The following is a 16965-nucleotide window of genomic DNA, read 5'->3' as shown; positions in this document are numbered from 1 at the left end:
ACAGGCTCGCAGGTCAAACTCGGATACCCCTCCCTGAAAGCCTGGCCATGAGCACCTCCACCAGCCCCCTTGCCAACCCTCTTGTCGCATCGGCCCTGATCCGTATCTTCGACCATTTCAGCGATGCGCAGCAGGCCCGCAGCGCCCTGCTCGACGCTGGCTTCGCCGCGCACGCCGTGCAGCTCGACACGGTCGACGACGAAGCCGTGCCCGTACACCGCAAGGCGGCGTGGCGCGGCATGTCCCGCCTCGTCGTGGCCATCGGCACGCCACAAGAGCGCGAACGGGCGCACGCCATCGTGCAGGCCTGCAACGGCTGCGACATCGAACAGCGCACGGCCAGGCGTGCAGACACAGGTGCAGGCAAACACGCGCTGGCGGGCTGACACCCTCCCCCGCGCGGCCAAACTATGGCAAGATCGAGCTTCCTTCATTCCACAGTGGAACTTGCCATGATTTATGAAATTGCCCACATCCAGATCAAATCGGCCACGCATGACGCCTTCGAAGCGGCCGTCGCCAAAGCCGTGCCCCTGTTCCAGCGCGCGCGCGGCTGCGAATCGATGCGCCTGGAGCGCTCGATCGAAAATGGCGATGCCTACCGCCTGGTGGTCGGCTGGAGCACCCTGGAAGACCACACCGTGCATTTCCGCGGCAGCGACGACTTCCAGGCATGGCGCGGCCTGGTGGGCGAATTCTTTGCCGCCCCGCCCCAGGTCGAGCACATGAACACCGTGCTGTCGGGTTTCTAAACCGTCAGCGCCTGCCCTGCCGCCGTCATGCCGCAGGGTGATGGAACACCTGCCGCAAATACGCGAGGAAAGTTTCATCCTTGCACAGGGTCTTGCCCGGCGAATCCGACAATTTCGCCACCGACTGGCCATTGCAGCGCACCAGTTTCATGACGATGTTGAGCGGCGTCAAACCCACGTCGTTGGTCAGATTGGTGCCGATGCCAAAGCCCGTCATGATGCGGTCGGCGAAGTGCCGGTACAGGGCGAACGCCTTGTCCAGGTCCAGGCCGTCGGAAAACACCAGGCGCTTGGTATTGGCGTCGATGCGCAGGGCCGCGTAATGGGCCAGCGCCTTTTCGCCCCATTCGACGGGGTCGCCCGAATCGTGGCGCAAGCCGTCGAACAGCTTGGCGAAATACAGGTCGAAGTCGGCCAAAAAGGCATCCATGCCGACCACGTCGGTCAGGGCGATCCCCAAGTCGCCGCGGTATTCCTGCACCCAGTCTTCCAGAGCCGCCTTTTGAAAGTCGCGCAGGCGCACGCCGAAGGACTGGAATGACTGCATGTATTCATGCGCCATGGTGCCGATCGGCACGATGCCGAGCTTTTTCGCCAGGTACACATTCGACGTGCCCTTGAAATACTCGGGCACCTCATGCGCCAGGCGCTGCACCACTTCGTCGTGCCAGGCGCCGGAAAAGCGCCGGCGCACGCCGAAGTCGGAAAATTCAAACGGGTGTTTACGCCGCGGCAGCTTGCCGAACTCCTTGACGGCCGCCACTTTCAAGCCCAGGCGGTGGCGCCCTTTGCGCATGGCCGCATCGAGGTCGAAGCGGCGGAAATACAGTTCATTGATGATGTACAGCACGAAAATCTCGAAGCCCATCACGTGCACCTGCGGACCGGCCGCGTGTACCAGCAGGGTGTCGCCATCGGTGCTGACGTCGATGAACTTGCGCTGGAAGCGGAACACCGTCAAAAAATCGACGAAATCGCTCTTCATGAAGCGCAGGGTGCGCAAATAGGCCAGCTCGTCGTCGGCAAACGACATCGAGCACAGGTGGTCGAGCTGTTCTTCCAGCTCGCCCTTCAGCTCGGCCAGGGGAAAGGCGGTGGCGTTGCGGCAGACAAATTCGTATTCGGTATGGGTATTCGGATGACCGTGCAGCAATGCTTGCCACATTGTAAATTTATACAGATCGGTTTCCAGCAAACTGCGCACTATCGGGGTCATGTGTGTTTTCTCCAACTTCCTGAAGCCAGAATAGTACGCCACCGCAAGCATTTCAGCAGGCCACGCTCAACAATGGCTCAGGCCAGCGCATTGGCCAGCAATTCGGGCAAGACCTCGGAGGACGTGGCCAGCCGCGCGCCGCGCTCGTGCATGGCGGCCAGGAAGTCGCGCTGCTGCGCTGCGAAACCCGTGACGGGGCTCATGCAGTCCGTCAGCAGCACCAGCCGCGCCAGGGCCGGCTTGCCTTGCTGGGCTTGCAGATAGTCGGCGATATGCTCGGTGCTGGCTTTCACGCAGTGGCTGCCCGCTTCGCCGGCGACATACATCTGCTGCGCCGGCAGCAGGGTGTCGAGGAAGACGCGGTTGAGCTGGGTGGCCGCATCTTGCGCGTCGGGCACTTCCGCCATGACGGCCGAGTAATGCTCGGTCCACGGGTTGGAACCCTTGCTCAGCTTGGCCACCACTTGCAAGTTGGCCACTTCCCAAGCGTTGTAGGCGGCGCGCACGGCCGCGTGGATATTCTGGCCCCAGCTGCCGATCTCGCAATGCACGGGCCACACCATCAATTGATAGCGCCCCGCTTGCTGCAAGGCATCAAGGTAGGCCAGCACACGCGGCAAGGCGCCGCTGGCGGCTGGCAGAAACAGGCGGTCACGCACCTGCTGCGCGCTGATCTGCGTAAACGGCGCAACGGGGCCACCATCGCCCGTGCGCCAGAAGGCGGGATGGGCGATGTCGTAGCGGTGGTGGGCGTCGAGGGTCACGCTGATCTGCGTCAGCCCGCCGCCCCCTTCACGGATCAGCTGCGCCACACGCAGCATGTCGGCGTGGGCGCCGGGCACGGGCAGGGCCGGCGCCGCATCCTGCGGCAGCCAGGCGGGAGGTAAATCGCAAAAATCGTTTTGCGGATCGATGACGAGCAGGTGCAGCTGGCGTTTCATGGCATTCCTCGTGCGTGGCGGGTATTGCATGATAATGGCAACATCACCATCACGCCAATCCGGGAGCCGCCATGAACCTTCTAAAGCGCAACAACTTGCGTCCGAACAAATTACTCAACAGCAAATGGACGGCCGTTACGCCAGCCAACAAGGAAAAACACTTCCTCGTCATCAAGCTATGCGCAGCTGCCACGCCCGATGAACCCGTCACGCACGTGGCGCTGGAAGCCGTGCATTCCGGCCGCGTGCAAATCCTGCCATGGCGCGTGCTGCAGGATGCGGCGCAATGGCATCAGGGATGGAAGACATAGCGGCGCCGGCGCCGCTCGACCAGCTTGACGGCCACCTCGCCCGCTTCCGCCATGGCGTCCGCTTCCGTTGCAAACGGGTGGTCGGCCGACACCCGGCGCTTGCGCAGCAGATTCACCCGGTGCATGGGGTTGGACGAGGGGGCATAGATGGCGACGTACGCGCCCCATAGTTTGCAGCCCGGCAAGCGCTCTGCCGTGTAATTCACTTCATAAAAATCAACATACTTTATCGGCACGATGTGCGCTCCAAAAATGACATGGCCGGACAGCTTGTCTCTACGGACTGACGCGGTGAGGGTAAAACCATGCGCTCGCGATTGCTCAGGATACTCAATTCAGCTCTCTTTTTATCAGGCGGCACAGGAGAAAAGGATGAATGACTACATCATCTGCATGCATGACGACACACAAGCATCTGCCTGCAACGGCCAGGCCGGTGCAGGCACACTTGTCGGGCTATCTACTTGTGCAAGCTGAAAGTATAGACGATGCGAAAAAATTCTTGCTGGGCAACCCTGTACTGAACGCGGGTGGCACGCTGGAGTACGCTGTGGTTAGCGCTGGATGAAGTTGTCATGGCGAACCGCTCGCCGGGCTGACACGGGGCGTGCCGCCGGCAAGCTTATGTCAACCATGGCAGATTGACGATCCCTCTGAAGGCCTGGTTCAGGCGGCCAGGGCTTCGATCGAGGCGCGGCCCTTAGCGATCGCGCTGGCAACGGCCTCCTCGCCCATGGCCACGCCTTCGGCCTGCACGAACTCGATGTCGGTGATGCCGATGAAGCCCAGCGCCGTGCGCAGATAGGTGCTCAGGTAGTCATACGCGGCGCCCGGCCCTGCGCTGTAGACGCCACCGCTGGCCGTGAAAATAACCGCTTTCTTGCCCGTGGCCAGGCCGACGGGCCCCGTCGCCGTGTACTGGAAAGTACGGCCCGCGCGCGCCACGTGGTCGATCCACGCCTTCAGGGTCGACGGCACGGAAAAGTTGTACATGGGCGCGGCCAGCACCAGCACGTCGGCGGCCAGCAATTCGTCGACCAGGGTATCGGACAGCTGCACGGCGGCGGCCGCCTGCGCGCTGCGCTGCTCTGCCGGGGCGAAGAAGGCGCCCATCACCTCTTCCGTCAGGTGCGGCACCGGTTGCACGGCCAGGTCGCGTTCGACCACGCTGGCACCTTGCGCGGCCAGTTTCGCCACGAATTCGCCGGACAATTGGCGCGACAGGGAACCGCTGTTGCGCACGCTGCTATTGATGTACAAGACCTTGCTCATGAATTGCTCCTGTGGAAATGGATGAGGGGATGGGCCACGTCGCAGCCCTTGCGCACAGCATAGTTCGGGTCTACCATCGATGAAACCGTATAAATATCAATGGTTAGCATCGAATTTCTAGATAGGGAGTTTCCATGAGAGAACCGGGCCAGCCTTCGCTCGACCAGTTGCGCGTGTTTGTCGCCGTCATCGACGCGGGCGGCTTCGCCCATGCAGCGCGCCAGCTGCACCGCACGCAATCGGTGATCAGCTACACCATCGCCAACCTGGAAGAACAACTGAATGTGGTGCTGCTCGACCGCGGCAAGCGCAAGCCCACCCTGACGGACGCGGGCAAGGCCCTGCTGGCCGATGCGCGCGCCGTGGCCCTGAAGGTCGATGGCATGCGCGCGCGCGCCAAGGCGCTGGCCGGCGGACTGGAGGCGGAAGTGTCGGTGGTGGTCGACGTGATGTTCCCCACCTGCGTGCTGGTGCGCATTCTGGAGGCGTTCCAGGCGCAGTTTCCCACCGTCGCCCTGCGCCTGCGTATCGAAGCCATGGGTGCCGTGGCGCAGCTGGTGATGGATGGCAGTTGCCACATCGGCCTCGGCGGCTGGATGACGGCCACGGCCAGCGTCTTCGAACGTCTGGCCGTCGGTCACGTGCGCCTGATTCCCGTGGCCGCGCCCAGCCACGCGCTGGCGCAGCTGGACGGCCCGATCGCCTCCAACGTGGCGCGCGAACACGTGCAGCTGGTGCTCAGCGACCGCAGCGATCTGACGCAGGGCCAGGATTTCGGCGTGCTGGGATTGCGCAACTGGCGCCTGGGCGACCTCGGTTCCAAGCACGCCTTGCTGCGCGCGGGTCTGGGCTGGGGCAACATGCCAGAAGCGATGGTGCGCGAAGATTTGACGCAGGGACGGCTGATGCACCTGCCGCTGGCCGTCGACAAGGGCGAGAACTATCCGATTTACCTGATCCAGCGCGCCGACACGCCGCCCGGCCAGGCGGGCAAGTGGCTGACCGAGCGCTTTGCGGAGCAGTTGCCGTTGCTGGAACAAGTCTTTTAGATGCGCGCGCGGGCGGGTATCATGCGCGCATACATTGATAAGGAACCACCATGGCCGGCATCGACGACTTCGTCAACAAACAAAAACCTGGCGCGCGCTTCGTCATCACGGCGCAGATGCTGCGCATGACGCCACAGCAGTTCGACTCGCTGGCACTGGAATGGATGGAAGACGGCGGCCCCGGCTTCGACGTGGCCGGCATCCCGCACCGGGTGGTCATCGACGGGCAGTTTTATATCGGCAGGATCACCGTGCAGCGGCACGGCGACCCGGCCTGAAGGCTACTCGACGCCCAGCACGTGCAGGCGGCGGCGCAGGCGCGCCACTTCTTCCGACAGATCGACCACCAGCGCGGCCAGTTCGGCGTTCGCATCGAACACGGATTCGATTTCGTGCAGGCGCCGCGCGCGCACCAGATCCAGGCTGGTGAAGCGCCAGGCCGTCAGTTGCCCCGCCGGCGGGCCATTTTGCAGCAGCACGCCGGTCTGCACATGCCGCACCACCCAGTCCGGCTCCACGGCGCAGGCGCGCGCCAGTTCCTCCAGGCTCAGGGCACGATCTTCGAGCAGTTCGCCAATTACCTTGTTTGTCATGATTTACCCTCCCAGCTTCTGGCGCGGATTGAAAGCCATCTCGCGCGCCATGGTTGCATACAATTCGCGCGCCTTGTCATCGTTCGCTGGCGGCAGCACCACTTCCAGCAGCAGATACAGGTCGCCCGGCTGGGCGGCGGGAATGCCGCGCCCCTTCAGGCGCAGCTTGCGCCCCGTCTGCGAATTGGGCGGCACCGTGACGGCCACTGTGCCCGATGGCGTGGGCACGGCGATTTCGCCGCCCAGCGCCGCTTCCCATGGCGTGACGGGCACCGTCTCGAACACGTCGCGCCCTTCCACCTTGTAGCGTGCATCGGGCTGAAAGCGGATTTCCAGATACAGGTCGCCAGCGGGCGCGCCGCCGCTGCCAGGATTGCCCTGCCCCTTCATGCGCAGCTGCTGGCCCTCCGTGACGCCTTTCGGTATCGTCACTTCGAGCGTGCGCTCGCGCGTCACCACGTGGCCTTGCGCATCCGCTTCGGGCACGCGCATGACGATGTGGCGCTTGGCCCCATGGTAGCTGTCGTGCAAATCGATGGTGATGGCGGCGTGGCTGTCTTCGCCCTGCATCTGGAAACTGCCGCCGGCGCGGCGGCGCCCGCCCACGTGGGCAAACAGGTCGGCAAAGAAGTCGCTGTCGTCGGCGCCCGATGATTCGTAACCCGAACCCCAGTCCGGCGGCGGCCGGAAGGGCTGGCCCTGCGCACCCTGGTTGCGGCCCAGTTCATCGTAGGCGGCGCGCTTTTCCGCGTCGCCCAGCACGCCGTAGGCCTCATTCAGGGCCTTGGTGCGCTTGTCCGCGTCCGGTTCCTTGCTCACGTCGGGGTGGTATTTGCGTACCAGCTTGCGGTACGCCTTCTTGATCTCGGCCTCGGTCGCCGTCTTTTCGACGCCAAGTTCCTTGTAGTAGTCCTTGTATTCCACCGCGTTTGCTCCCCATGGTTGAACTGCCTATGGGAAGAGTACACGAATTGAGTGTGACATAGCGTGCGCACAATACAACAGCGCCCGCGAAACATGGGGCACGCGGGCGCTGGAAGGGAAGGCCGAACGCCTAGCGCACGCGGCGCAGCGAGGAAATGCGGCGGTCGAGGCCACCGTGCAGGCGGCCGTAGCTGCCTGGCCCCATCGCCACGCAGCGGCCACGGAAGTTGGCATCGACGCAGAACTCCCAGCGGCCGTAATTGACGACGATCGATTCGGCGCGGTCGTTGAAGCCATAGCGGCTCAAGTCGCGCACTTCTCGGTCCAGGCGCACGGGCCGGCCGCGCATGCCGGCGTCAGGAAACATCAGCACGGCGCCATTCATGTCGGGACGGTGTCCGCCGCCATGGCCTGGATAACCGGGATGAGGACGCTCCGGCTCCGGACGCGGAGGACGCGGCGGGTAGGGACGGTGATCGGGGCGGTGGCCGCCGCCATGGCCCGGGCGTCCCGCTTCGCGCACGGAGGAAATGGCGTCGTTCATGCCCGGCATGCTGTCGTAGCGCCCCGGCCCGAAGGTACGGCAGTTGCCCCGGTAGTTGGCGTCCTTGCACACTTCCCAGGTGCCCGAGCGCACGATGACGCTGGACGTCTTGTCGTTAAAGCCCATGCGCGACAAATCACCCGCGTCGGAACGCAGGGTGACCTGGCGGCCGCGGAAACCGGCGTCCTCGAACAAGGTAATTTCGCCCGCGGATGCGGCAAGGGGGGCGAGGAAGGTGGCCGCGCACAGCAGCGCGGGCCGGAAAGATCGAACCATGACAACTCCAATACTGATTACATTTTCGCCAGTGTAGTCCAGGCGGCAGGCGGCGAGTGTAACAAAGGGCAAGCAAATGTCAGCGCACGGCAGCGAATGTAAAAACCGCCCGGCGGGAGCAACCCGGCAGGCGGCCTGTCAGCATGTGTACTGGAGAAAATCAGCGCACGCGGCGCAGCGAGGAAATCTGGTTTTCCATGTTGTTCAGGCGACCGTATTCGCCCGGCCCGATCACTTCGCAGCGGCCACGGAAGTTCGAATCGCTGCACACTTCCCACTGGCCCTCGTTGACGACGATGGACGAGGCCCGGTCATTGAAATTGTAGCGCACCAGGTCTTCCGCATTGCGGTCCAGCGCCAGCGGTTCGCCGCGCATGCCCGCCTCGGGGAACAGCAGGACGGCGCCGCGCTGCTGGTACTGCGGCTGCTGATACTGCGGATACTGCTGCTCGTATTGCGGCCGCTGGTACTGTTGATCGTACTGCTGCTGGCGACGCGCTTCGCGCTCGTCGACCATGCGCGCCGACGACACGCGCCCATCGAGGCCACGCCCCAGGTCATCGTGGCGGCCGGGGCCGAAGATGCGGCAGGTGCCCTGGTAGTTCGAATCGCTGCACAGCTGCCAGTAGCCGTTATGGATGACGATGCTGGTGGTGCGGTCATTGAAACCGATGCCGACGAAATCGTCCGTATCGCGGTTCAGGCGCGCCGAGCCGCCATTCTGGCCGGCGCCCGAATACACTTCCAGGGTGCCGCCACGGCCATAGCCGCCATTGCCACGGTCTGGATCGCGTCCCGGACGCCCCGGATTGTAGCCATCGCCGCGGCCCGATTCGCGCACCGAAGTGATGGCGTCGTTCATGCCCGGCAAAGAGCGGTATTCGCCTGGCCCCAGGGTGCGGCAATTGCCGCGAAAACCGGAGTCCGTGCACACATCCCACGTACCCGAACGTACCATGATGCTCGACGCCTTGTCATTGAAGCCCATGCGCGACAGGTCGTCCGTCGTCTCGCGCAGGGTCACGGCGCGGCCACGGAAATTGTCGTCCTCGAACAGGGTGATCTCGCCCGCATGGGCGCCGGCGTGGGCCGCCAGCGACAGCAGCAAGGTTGCGGCGCATGCCGCAGCATGTTTGAAAGGGCCCGTCATGATTAACTCCATTCTTCATTCTTTGGTGATGATTTTCCTGGTCAAAACGCCAGGGTGTTAGTGTAACAAATACAAGGCCAAGCGGACGGCCCGATCACACGCTCAGTACAGGCGGCGCAGCGAGGAAATGCGCTTGTCGAGCGCCGTGTTCAGCACTTCATACTTGCCCGGTCCCATGCGCTCGCAGGTGCCGTTGAACTGGGAATCCGTGCACACTTCCCAGGTGCCTTCGTTCACGGCGATGGATTCGGCCTGGTCATTGAAGTTCAGGCGCACCAGGTCGCTGACGTCGCGGTTCACCTGCAGCCCGGGTCCTTTCAAAAATGCGCGGCCGTACAGCACCACCAGGCCCGCGTCATTTTGCGGACGGTTCTCTTCGCGCGGATCGACCAGGCGCGCCGACGACACGCGCCCATTCAAGCTGCCCAGGTCATCGTGGCTGCCAGGGCCGAACACGCGGCAGCTGCCACGGTAGTTGGAATCGCTGCACAACTGCCAGTAGCCATGCTCGATGCGCGCGCTGCTGGCGCGGTCATTGAAGCTGATGTCGACCAGGTCGTCGCGGTCCGAATTGACGCCGGCCGACGCGCCGCGCTGGCTGCTGTCGGCATACAGTTCCAGCGCCGCGCGGCGGCCACCGCTGCTGCCGCTCCCCTGCCCGCCGCCGATTTCGCGCACGGACGAAATTTTATCGTTCATGCCCGGCAGCGAGCGGTAATCGCCTCTTTCCAGCGTCTTGCAATCGCCCTTGAAATCGGCATCCTTGCACACCTCCCAGCTGCCCGCATCGACCTGGATGCTCGACACGGTATCGTTGAAATTGACGCGCGACAAGTCATCGGTCGTATCGCGCAAAACCACTACCCTGCCTTTGAAATTATCATCGGTGTACAGGCGGATTTCGCCGGCCTGCGCCGCGAGGTGGACAAACAACGAACTGGCGCACAGCAGGGCAAAGGCGAACGGGCGATTCATGGGGTGGTCTCCGGTGGCGGCAAAGGCAAGTGATCGACATGACAACTGATGTCAGTGTAGCCATCCGTAGAAAAAACGGTGTAACAAAGTATGGGAAAAGCACAATAAATTGTTACCAAAAGCAATAGCCGGCCCCCGCAGGGACCGGCCACTCTTGCCAGCCCCGCGTCAGCGCACTTCGCGCACCGACGAAATGCGGTTACTCAGGCGTTCCAGGCTCGCGTAATCGCCGGGACCCAGCGTGCGGCAGCGGCCACGGAAATCCACGTCCTCGCACACTTCCCAATAGCCGGAGCGCACGCGCACGCTTTGCACCGTGTCGTTGAAATCGCGCTCGCGCAAGTCGGCAGCGCCATTGCGCACGGTCAGACTACGGCCGGCGAAATCATCGCGCGTATAGAAGGTCAGTTCGCCGCCCAGCGAGCGCCCTGGCAAATGGCCGCGCTCCCGGTCGCGCTCCCGGCGGTGATCCCGATCTCGATCCCGGTCACGGCCCGGATGACCGTCCCAGCCGCCGCGCACTTCGCGCAGCGAGGTGATTTTGTTGGCATGGCCGTCCAGCGACGGATACTCGCCAGCCTCGAGCAGAAAGCAGGCACCTCGGAAATCGGCTTCCTCGCACGCTTCCCAGCGTCCCGAGCGCACGCGGATGCTTTGCGTCGTATCGTTGAAACGGACATCTTCCAGGTCGGCGACGGCATCGCGCACGGTGTGCGAGCGGCCGTGATAATCGTCGCGCGAATACAGGGTCAGTTCGCCGGCGCCGGCCAGTTCGGCCGTCATGGCGGCACCCAGCAACAGGGCGCAGTTCAAGGCTTTCTTCAACATGGTCTTACTCCATAGTCAGGATAGTACGGTGTGACTATTTGGTCATTTTGCCAAATAGAGCGCGCAGTCTATCCGCGACTGGCCCACTTGGCTGTAACAAATGATTACCGCGCCCGGGGGTCAGGAATGCCTCGACGGACAAGCACGGCGAATGCCAGTAGAATGTTGTGTTTAGTCAAGGTTGCCGCCTATGCCACACACTACCTCATTCACCCTGCCTGCCGTCCGTACTGAAATTTCCTCACTGTGGAAGCTGGCGTGGCCCATCCTGATCGGCCAGCTGGCCACCGTCGGCATGGGCGCGGCCGACGTGGCGATGACGGGCCATACGAATCCCGAGGAACTGGCGGCCGTGTCGCTGGGCGCGGCCATCTGGTCCATCGTGCTCGTCACCGTGAGCGGCATCATGATGGCGATCAATACCCTGGTAGCGCATGAAATCGGCGCCGCGCGCCACGACCAGGTGCCGCACATCGTGCGCCAGTCGCTGTGGAAGGCGCTGCTCGTCGGCCTGGTGGCCTGCCTGCTGACGAACATGGCGGCGCTGGTGTTCGACCACCTGATGCTCGAACCCGCCGTGGCGGCCAAGGCCAAGCTGTTCGTGCACATCATCAGCTGCGCGCTGCCGCCGTTCGCCGCCTACCGCGCGCTGTACGGCTACAGCACCAGCATCAACCAGACCAAGCCCGTGATGGTCATCGCGCTGGCCGCGCTGGCGCTGAACATTCTCGTCAACTACCTGCTGATCTACGGCCATTGGGGCATGCCGAAGATGGGCGGCGTGGGCTGCGCCGTGGCCACCACCTGCTGCGTGTGGATGATGCTGCTGGCCATGCTGGCCTGGATCAGGATCGCGCCCGCCTACCATGCCACGTATCCATTCACGCACTGGGAATGGCCGCAGCCGTCGTCCATCGGCCCCATGCTGCGCCTGGGCCTGCCCATTGGCGTCACCTACTTTGCCGAAGTGAGCGCCTTTGGCGTCATCAGCCTGCTGGTGGCGCGCTTCGGCGTGATCCAGGTGTCGGCGCACCAGATTGCCCTGAATTTCTCGTCCGTCGTCTTCATGGTGCCGCTCACTTTCGGCATCGCGCTGGTGACGCGCGTGGGCCATGCCGTGGGCGAAGCCAATCTGCACCGCGCACGTTTCATTTCGTGGGTGGGCGTGGCCATGTCGCTGACGGCGGCCATCGTCTCGGCCACCGCCATCACCGTCTTCCGCCACCAGATCGCGCAAGCCTATACGTCCGATCCGCAGGTGCAGGAACTGTGCGCGCAGCTGCTGCTGTTCGCCGCCCTGTTCCAGCTGTCCGACGCTACGCAGGTGGCCACTTCCTGCGCCATTCGCGGCTACAAGGTGACGCGCCAGCCGATGCTGATCCAGCTGCTGGCGTTCTGGGGTTTCTCGCTGCCCATCGGCTATGTGCTGGGCCTCGCGCCGCAAGGCTTCATCTGGTCGCCGGCCGAACCGATGGCCGCCGCCGGCTTCTGGATCGGCCTCGTCACGGGCCTGACGGTGGCCGCCGTGCTGCTGACCTGGTATTTGAACCGCCTGTCGCTGCAGCGCCTGCGCGCCGCCCGATAAGCCGACAAGGAAACCGCCATGCCACAGCCCCGCCCCTTCAGGCAAGTCGATGTCTTCAGCACGGTGCCGTTCATGGGCAATCCGCTGGCCGTGGTGCTCGACGCCGACGGCCTCGATGACGCGCAGATGCAGGCGATCGCGCGCTGGACGGGCCTGTCGGAAACCACCTTCGTGCTGGCGCCGCGCGACCCGGCAGCCGATTACCGCGTGCGGATTTTTTCGCCCGAGATGGAATTCCCGTTCGCCGGCCACCCGACCCTGGGCACGACGCATGCCCTGCTCGATGCGGGCATGCGGCCCAAGGGCGCGCGCATCGTGCAGGAATGCGGCGTCGGCCTGGTGCAGATAGAACGCGGCGCCGGCGGCGTACTGGCGTTCGAGGCGCCGCCCTGCACCACGCGCTCGCTCGTCCCCGCGCTGCTGCCGCTGCTGCAAACGGCACTGGGCGACGCGGCGGCCGCTGGCGGCACCGTCGTCGACATGGGCATCCGCTGGCTGTGCGTGCCGCTGCCAAGCGCTGCGGCCTGCCTGGCCGTCCATGCCGACATCGCGGCGATGACGGCATTGCTGGCAGCGTCAATGGCTGACGGACTGGCACTCTACGGCGCGCACGGCGCCGGTGGGCCGGCCGATTACGAAGTGCGCGCGCTGCTCAGCGAGCACGGCGCGCTGGTCGAGGATCCCGTCACGGGCAGCGCCAACGCCTGCATCGCGCACCTGATGGCAGGCGCCGACTACCGCGTGCGCCAGGGCACCTGTTTGCAGCGCGACGGCCGCGTGTCCGTCAATTTCCGCGATGGCCACGCCTGGATAGGCGGCGCATGCCTGACCGTGATAGCAGGTACGATATTGGCCTGAACCAGTGAAAGCGCCATGGAATGGGCGGCTGTTGGATATTTTTGACGAAGGAAATACGGCCAGGAACGTCTTATTCCGTGGCCGGGGCTATCGCATAAACAGGCACGCTCTGGTATCGTCTTACGCTTAGGCAACGCTCAATCCTGCCTGCCCTGTTTGGCATGCAGCGTTATTCATTCTTCCAACTACCGAGACATCCATGCGTTTTATTCTTTGTTTTCTGGCCGCGATGGCCAGCGTTCCCGCATCGGCTGAAAAGCTGACCCTGGAACGTATCCATGCCGATCCGGCGCTGGCCGGCCCCGGCGTGCGCAACCTGAAGGTCTCGCCCGACGGCGAGCGCGTCACGTTCCTGCGCGGGCGCGCCGACAACCAGTTCCAGCTCGACCTGTGGGAATTCAAGCTGAAGGACAAGAGCACGCACCGCCTGGTCGACTCGAAGGCGCTGGTGCCGAATGAAACGATTTCGCCCGAAGAGCAGGCGCGCCGCGAACGCGAGCGCACGGCCAGCCTGAACGGCATTCTCAGCTACAGCTGGTCGCCCGATGGCAAGCAGCTGCTGGTGCCGCTGGCCGGCAATCTGTACCTGGTCGACGCGGCCCACCCGGACAAGGCGCGCCTGGTCGCCAAGGGCAATGTGCTGGACCCGAAAATTTCGCCGAAAGGCCGCTACGTGTCGTTTGTGCGCGATCAAAACATCTATGTGATCGACCTCAAGACGGACAAGGAACGCCAGCTGACCACCGATGGCAAGGGCACGATCCGCAACGGCGAAGCCGAATTCGTGGCACAGGAAGAAATGGGCCAGCGCACCGGCTACTACTGGGCGCCCGACGATTCTGCCATCGCCTACAAACGCTATGACGAAGCACCGGTGCCCGTGGTGCGCCGCTTCGAAATCTTCGCCGACCGCACCGACGTCGTCGAGCAGCGCTACCCTGCCGCCGGCGACCCGAACGTGCTGGTGCAGCTGCTGATCGTCTCGCCGGAAACGGGCGCGCAGCGCCAGGTGGATCTGGGCACGAACCCGGACATCTACCTGGTGCGCGCCGACTGGAGTGCGGACAGCAAGTCGCTGGTCTACCAGCGCCAGTCGCGCGACCAGAAGACCCTCGACCTGGTGGCTGTCGATGCAGCCACCCTGGCGCAGCGCACCCTGCTGACGGAAACGTCGACAACCTGGGTCAGCATCCATGACGACCTGCGCTTCCTGTCGAACGGCACCTTCCTCTGGTCGTCCGAGCGCACGGGCCGCAACCATCTGTACCTGTACGACATGGGCGGCAAGCTGCTGCACCCGGTCACGTCGGGTGCATGGGGCATCGACAGCGTGCTGGCGGTGAACCAGAAAACCGGCAAGGTTTATGTATCGTCGAACCGCGACGCCGTGATCGACAAGCAGACCTACGCCCTGGCCCTCGATGGCAGCACGGCCGACAAGCCGCAGCGCGTAACGAAAGCCGATGGCTGGCACGACACGACGTTCTCGCGCAATGGTGAAGTCTTCGTCGACACCTATTCCGACCCGGCCACGCCGCCGCAAGTGAGCATCCGCCGCCCGGACGGTGCCATGGTGGGCTGGCTGGAAGAAAATGCGCTCAACGCCAGCCATCCGTATTTCAAGTACAAGGCGGACCACCTGCCAACGGAATACGGCACCCTGAAAGCCAACGATGGCCAGACCTTGCACTATTCCATCGTCAAGCCGTCGAACTTCGACGCGGGCAAACGCTATCCCGTCTACCTGTCGACGTATGGCGGCCCGCACTCGCAGCACGTGGCGCGCCGCTGGGGCAACAACTTCGACCAGTACATGGCGCAGCAAGGCTTTGTCGTCTTCCGCCTGGATAACCGGGGTTCCTCGCGCCGCGAACGCGCGTTCACGGACGCCATCTATCACAACCTCGGTGCGGCCGAAGTGGCCGATCAACTGGTCGGCATCGACTGGCTGGGCAAGCAAAGTTTCGTTGACGCGAAACGCATTGGCGTGTTCGGCTGGAGCTACGGCGGCTTCATGACCCTGCGCCTGCTGTCGGCCGCATCAAGCAAGATCGCCATGGGCGTCTCGGTGGCGCCCGTGACCGACTGGTCGCTGTACGACACCCACTACACGGAGCAATTCCTCGGCATGCCGAAGGAAAACGTGGATGGCTACAAGGCCAGCACCGTGTTCGCCCACCTGGACGGCTTGCAGTCGCCGCTGCTGCTGGTGCACGGCATGGCCGACGATAACGTCTTGTTCAGCAACAGCACGCGCCTGATCGACGCGCTGGTGAACCGCGGCGTGCAGTTCGACCTGATGACGTATCCGGGCGCCAAGCACGGCATCTCGTCGCGCGCGGGCCAGCGCCATGTCTACAAGAAAATTGAGATGTTCTTCAAGCAGAACCTGATGAAGCCAGCACAGTAAGTTTGCGCTGCATCCAATAAAAAACCGCCGCCTGTCTTGCGACAGGCGGCGGTTTTTATTTTGTACTGAACTTAATGCGATCAAGCACAGTAACGACATCTGACAGGACCGTAGCGAGCGGAAGCCACGTGGCCGAGAAGCGGAACTGTGCTGTGCACGGGGCCGCCGAGGCAGTGAGCATCGCAGGCCGCAAGTCGCGACGCGCAGCAGGTCTTGTCAGGTGTCTGCCATTAAGGCTTGCGGGTGATGGTCTCTACTGCATCCTTGACGTCGCCAACCTTCTTCTGCACTTTGCCTTCGACCTGGTTTGCCAGGCCCTTGGCTTGCTGTTCTTCGTTGCCGACGACTTTGCCAGCGGCTTCCTGGATTTTACCGCCGACTTCCTTCAGTTTACCTTCGACTTGATCTTTGTTCATGATGGATCCTCACTGTAGTTGGTACATCTGTTGTCCAGCCCGCAAGGGCCGGTACTGCGGCTCACACGCTGTTGCAAACTGCTTGCTGCGTGTCGATGTGTTCATAATACGCAGTGGCGATCAAAGGCTCTGTACGGTTCCTAACACAGCGCCAACATCGTCGATCAGGCCGTCAAATCCTTGCGCCATACAGTGGCCAGCCACGGCTGCTGGTCGCGCGGCAAGCCGGGCGGACGGTAGTACTGCTCGATCAAGGTAAAACCGGCGCCCTGTACGTACGCGGCCCACGTCGCTTCGTCGTGGTAGCTGCCATAGCGCGCGCCATTCCAGCCTTCCTGGTTCTGCCCGCGCGGGTTCGAGCTGAACAGTACGCCACCGGGCTTCAGGCAGGAGTACAGGGCGCGCAGCACGCCGGGCAAGACGGCGCTGGGCACGTGGAACAGCACGGCATTGGCGAACACGCCGTCGAAGTGCCCGGCAGGCAGATCAAGGTCGACGAAATCCTGCTGCCACACGGTGCAGCCGCTGTAGGCGCGCGCCATCTCGACGAAGCGGGGGCAGCCATCGACGCCCGTGGCGTGATGGCCCATGGCCGTGAACGCCTTCAGGTCGCGGCCGGGGCCGCAACCGAGGTCGAGGATCGCCAACGGCGCAGGCTTGCCGATGGCCCCCAGCAGCGCGGCGATGTTCTGGCTGACATCGTGGTCGCGCGTGCCTTCGAAAAACTGCTCGGCGCTGGCATCGTAATGGGCCAGCGTGCGCCCCGTGATGGCGTGGATGGGGTCTTGCTGATCTTGCTGCGGGGTCGGCTTCATGGCGCTCCTGTCATCGATGGGCGCATTTTACGCTGCCGGCCGACTCCCCG

General features: G+C 63.7%; 20 protein-coding genes. 8 read left to right on the top strand and 12 right to left on the bottom strand.

Annotated elements, in window-relative coordinates; genetic code table 11:
* The first annotated feature begins 47 nt into the window (after positions 1–47).
* Both FJQ89_RS24465 and FJQ89_RS24460 read left to right on the top strand, forming a co-directional pair.
* Positions 48–386 (top strand): hypothetical protein, encoded by a 339-nt coding sequence (locus FJQ89_RS24465; protein WP_141172057.1) that lies wholly within the window; start codon positions 48–50, stop codon positions 384–386.
* A 66-nt stretch (positions 387–452) separates the two neighbouring features.
* Positions 453–752, top strand: a complete 300-nt coding sequence (locus FJQ89_RS24460) for an antibiotic biosynthesis monooxygenase family protein (protein ID WP_141172056.1) — start codon at positions 453–455, stop codon at positions 750–752.
* Positions 753–777: 25 nt separating this feature from the next.
* Here the strand turns inward: FJQ89_RS24460 and pncB are convergent, their stop codons facing one another.
* Positions 778–1968: a nicotinate phosphoribosyltransferase gene (gene pncB, locus FJQ89_RS24455; protein WP_141172055.1), complete on the bottom strand. Its 1191-nt coding sequence runs from the start codon at positions 1966–1968 to the stop codon at positions 778–780.
* A gap of 77 nt (positions 1969–2045) precedes the next feature.
* Positions 2046–2909 (bottom strand): cysteine hydrolase family protein, encoded by an 864-nt coding sequence (locus tag FJQ89_RS24450; RefSeq protein WP_141172054.1) that lies wholly within the window; start codon positions 2907–2909, stop codon positions 2046–2048.
* A gap of 71 nt (positions 2910–2980) precedes the next feature.
* Here FJQ89_RS24450 and FJQ89_RS24445 point away from each other — a divergent pair, with 71 nt between their 5' ends.
* Entirely contained in the window at positions 2981–3220 is a 240-nt protein-coding gene (locus tag FJQ89_RS24445; protein WP_141172053.1) for a TIGR02450 family Trp-rich protein, read from the top strand.
* On the opposite strand, the gene FJQ89_RS24440 is transcribed toward FJQ89_RS24445, so the two are convergent.
* Both FJQ89_RS24440 and FJQ89_RS24435 read right to left on the bottom strand, forming a co-directional pair.
* Positions 3202–3456 (bottom strand): hypothetical protein, encoded by a 255-nt coding sequence (locus tag FJQ89_RS24440; protein WP_141172052.1) that lies wholly within the window; start codon positions 3454–3456, stop codon positions 3202–3204. The two genes, FJQ89_RS24445 and FJQ89_RS24440, sit on opposite strands and share 19 nt — an antisense overlap.
* A 430-nt stretch (positions 3457–3886) precedes the next feature.
* Entirely contained in the window at positions 3887–4492 is a 606-nt protein-coding gene (locus FJQ89_RS24435) for an FMN-dependent NADH-azoreductase (RefSeq protein ID WP_141172051.1), read from the bottom strand.
* Positions 4493–4626: 134 nt separating this feature from the next.
* On the opposite strand from FJQ89_RS24435, the gene FJQ89_RS24430 reads away from it, so the two are divergent.
* A complete protein-coding gene (locus tag FJQ89_RS24430) occupies positions 4627–5541 on the top strand; it encodes a LysR family transcriptional regulator (protein ID WP_141172050.1) in 915 nt (304 codons plus the stop codon).
* A gap of 50 nt (positions 5542–5591) precedes the next feature.
* Entirely contained in the window at positions 5592–5819 is a 228-nt protein-coding gene (locus FJQ89_RS24425; RefSeq protein WP_141172049.1) for a hypothetical protein, read from the top strand.
* Between the two features lie 3 nt (positions 5820–5822).
* Here the strand turns inward: FJQ89_RS24425 and FJQ89_RS24420 are convergent, their stop codons facing one another.
* The 6 genes from FJQ89_RS24420 to FJQ89_RS24395 all read right to left on the bottom strand — a co-directional run bounded on the left by FJQ89_RS24420 (position 5823) and on the right by FJQ89_RS24395 (position 10831).
* Positions 5823–6134 (bottom strand): chaperone modulator CbpM, encoded by a 312-nt coding sequence (locus FJQ89_RS24420; RefSeq protein WP_071079037.1) that lies wholly within the window; start codon positions 6132–6134, stop codon positions 5823–5825.
* Between the two features lie 3 nt (positions 6135–6137).
* Positions 6138–7058, bottom strand: a complete 921-nt coding sequence (locus FJQ89_RS24415; protein ID WP_099760326.1) for a DnaJ C-terminal domain-containing protein — start codon at positions 7056–7058, stop codon at positions 6138–6140.
* Positions 7059–7188: 130 nt separating this feature from the next.
* On the bottom strand, positions 7189–7878 hold the full coding sequence (locus FJQ89_RS24410; RefSeq protein ID WP_141172048.1) for a beta/gamma crystallin-related protein: 690 nt from the start codon (positions 7876–7878) through the stop codon (positions 7189–7191).
* A gap of 160 nt (positions 7879–8038) precedes the next feature.
* Positions 8039–9028, bottom strand: a complete 990-nt coding sequence (locus FJQ89_RS24405) for a beta/gamma crystallin-related protein (RefSeq protein ID WP_168208520.1) — start codon at positions 9026–9028, stop codon at positions 8039–8041.
* Between the two features lie 102 nt (positions 9029–9130).
* Positions 9131–10003, bottom strand: coding sequence for a beta/gamma crystallin-related protein (locus FJQ89_RS24400; RefSeq protein ID WP_141172046.1), 873 nt, complete (start codon positions 10001–10003; stop codon positions 9131–9133).
* Between the two features lie 168 nt (positions 10004–10171).
* Positions 10172–10831: a beta/gamma crystallin-related protein gene (locus FJQ89_RS24395; protein ID WP_141172045.1), complete on the bottom strand. Its 660-nt coding sequence runs from the start codon at positions 10829–10831 to the stop codon at positions 10172–10174.
* 190 nt (positions 10832–11021) lie between these two features.
* Between FJQ89_RS24395 and FJQ89_RS24390 the strand changes: the two genes are divergently transcribed.
* The 3 genes from FJQ89_RS24390 to FJQ89_RS24380 all read left to right on the top strand — a co-directional run bounded on the left by FJQ89_RS24390 (position 11022) and on the right by FJQ89_RS24380 (position 15684).
* The gene (locus FJQ89_RS24390) at positions 11022–12416 is read left to right on the top strand and encodes an MATE family efflux transporter (RefSeq protein ID WP_141172044.1); all 1395 of its coding nucleotides are present in this window, start codon (positions 11022–11024) and stop codon (positions 12414–12416) included.
* An 18-nt stretch (positions 12417–12434) separates the two neighbouring features.
* Positions 12435–13274, top strand: coding sequence for a PhzF family phenazine biosynthesis protein (locus FJQ89_RS24385; RefSeq protein ID WP_141172043.1), 840 nt, complete (start codon positions 12435–12437; stop codon positions 13272–13274).
* A gap of 199 nt (positions 13275–13473) precedes the next feature.
* Positions 13474–15684, top strand: a complete 2211-nt coding sequence (locus FJQ89_RS24380) for a S9 family peptidase (protein ID WP_141172042.1) — start codon at positions 13474–13476, stop codon at positions 15682–15684.
* Positions 15685–15914: 230 nt separating this feature from the next.
* On the opposite strand, the gene FJQ89_RS24375 is transcribed toward FJQ89_RS24380, so the two are convergent.
* Both FJQ89_RS24375 and FJQ89_RS24370 read right to left on the bottom strand, forming a co-directional pair.
* Positions 15915–16100, bottom strand: a complete 186-nt coding sequence (locus FJQ89_RS24375; RefSeq protein WP_071079044.1) for a CsbD family protein — start codon at positions 16098–16100, stop codon at positions 15915–15917.
* A gap of 164 nt (positions 16101–16264) precedes the next feature.
* Positions 16265–16915, bottom strand: a complete 651-nt coding sequence (locus tag FJQ89_RS24370) for a class I SAM-dependent methyltransferase (protein ID WP_141172041.1) — start codon at positions 16913–16915, stop codon at positions 16265–16267.
* Between the last annotated feature and the right edge of the window lie 50 nt (positions 16916–16965).

The sequence above is a fragment of the Janthinobacterium tructae genome (genome assembly GCF_006517255.1).
GTDB classification, from domain to species: Bacteria; Pseudomonadota; Gammaproteobacteria; order Burkholderiales; family Burkholderiaceae_D; genus Janthinobacterium; species Janthinobacterium tructae.
This window is presented reverse-complemented; position numbering and strand designations above follow the sequence as displayed.

Bases quoted from the DNA above. Each gene is read 5' to 3' on its own strand.
- FJQ89_RS24380 (WP_141172042.1), top strand. From the start codon at position 13,474: ATGCGTTTTATTCTTTGTTTTCTGGCCGCGATGGCCAGCGTTCCCGCA.
- FJQ89_RS24450 (WP_141172054.1), bottom strand. From the start codon at position 2,909: ATGAAACGCCAGCTGCACCTGCTCGTCATCGATCCGCAAAACGATTTT.
- FJQ89_RS24445 (WP_141172053.1), top strand. From the start codon at position 2,981: ATGAACCTTCTAAAGCGCAACAACTTGCGTCCGAACAAATTACTCAAC.
- FJQ89_RS24370 (WP_141172041.1), bottom strand. From the start codon at position 16,915: ATGAAGCCGACCCCGCAGCAAGATCAGCAAGACCCCATCCACGCCATC.
- FJQ89_RS24390 (WP_141172044.1), top strand. From the start codon at position 11,022: ATGCCACACACTACCTCATTCACCCTGCCTGCCGTCCGTACTGAAATT.
- FJQ89_RS24420 (WP_071079037.1), bottom strand. From the start codon at position 6,134: ATGACAAACAAGGTAATTGGCGAACTGCTCGAAGATCGTGCCCTGAGC.
- FJQ89_RS24425 (WP_141172049.1), top strand. From the start codon at position 5,592: ATGGCCGGCATCGACGACTTCGTCAACAAACAAAAACCTGGCGCGCGC.
- FJQ89_RS24405 (WP_168208520.1), bottom strand. From the start codon at position 9,028: ATGACGGGCCCTTTCAAACATGCTGCGGCATGCGCCGCAACCTTGCTG.
- pncB (WP_141172055.1), bottom strand. From the start codon at position 1,968: ATGACCCCGATAGTGCGCAGTTTGCTGGAAACCGATCTGTATAAATTT.
- FJQ89_RS24400 (WP_141172046.1), bottom strand. From the start codon at position 10,003: ATGAATCGCCCGTTCGCCTTTGCCCTGCTGTGCGCCAGTTCGTTGTTT.
- FJQ89_RS24435 (WP_141172051.1), bottom strand. From the start codon at position 4,492: ATGAGCAAGGTCTTGTACATCAATAGCAGCGTGCGCAACAGCGGTTCC.
- FJQ89_RS24375 (WP_071079044.1), bottom strand. From the start codon at position 16,100: ATGAACAAAGATCAAGTCGAAGGTAAACTGAAGGAAGTCGGCGGTAAA.
- FJQ89_RS24465 (WP_141172057.1), top strand. From the start codon at position 48: ATGAGCACCTCCACCAGCCCCCTTGCCAACCCTCTTGTCGCATCGGCC.
- FJQ89_RS24395 (WP_141172045.1), bottom strand. From the start codon at position 10,831: ATGTTGAAGAAAGCCTTGAACTGCGCCCTGTTGCTGGGTGCCGCCATG.
- FJQ89_RS24410 (WP_141172048.1), bottom strand. From the start codon at position 7,878: ATGGTTCGATCTTTCCGGCCCGCGCTGCTGTGCGCGGCCACCTTCCTC.
- FJQ89_RS24385 (WP_141172043.1), top strand. From the start codon at position 12,435: ATGCCACAGCCCCGCCCCTTCAGGCAAGTCGATGTCTTCAGCACGGTG.
- FJQ89_RS24430 (WP_141172050.1), top strand. From the start codon at position 4,627: ATGAGAGAACCGGGCCAGCCTTCGCTCGACCAGTTGCGCGTGTTTGTC.
- FJQ89_RS24460 (WP_141172056.1), top strand. From the start codon at position 453: ATGATTTATGAAATTGCCCACATCCAGATCAAATCGGCCACGCATGAC.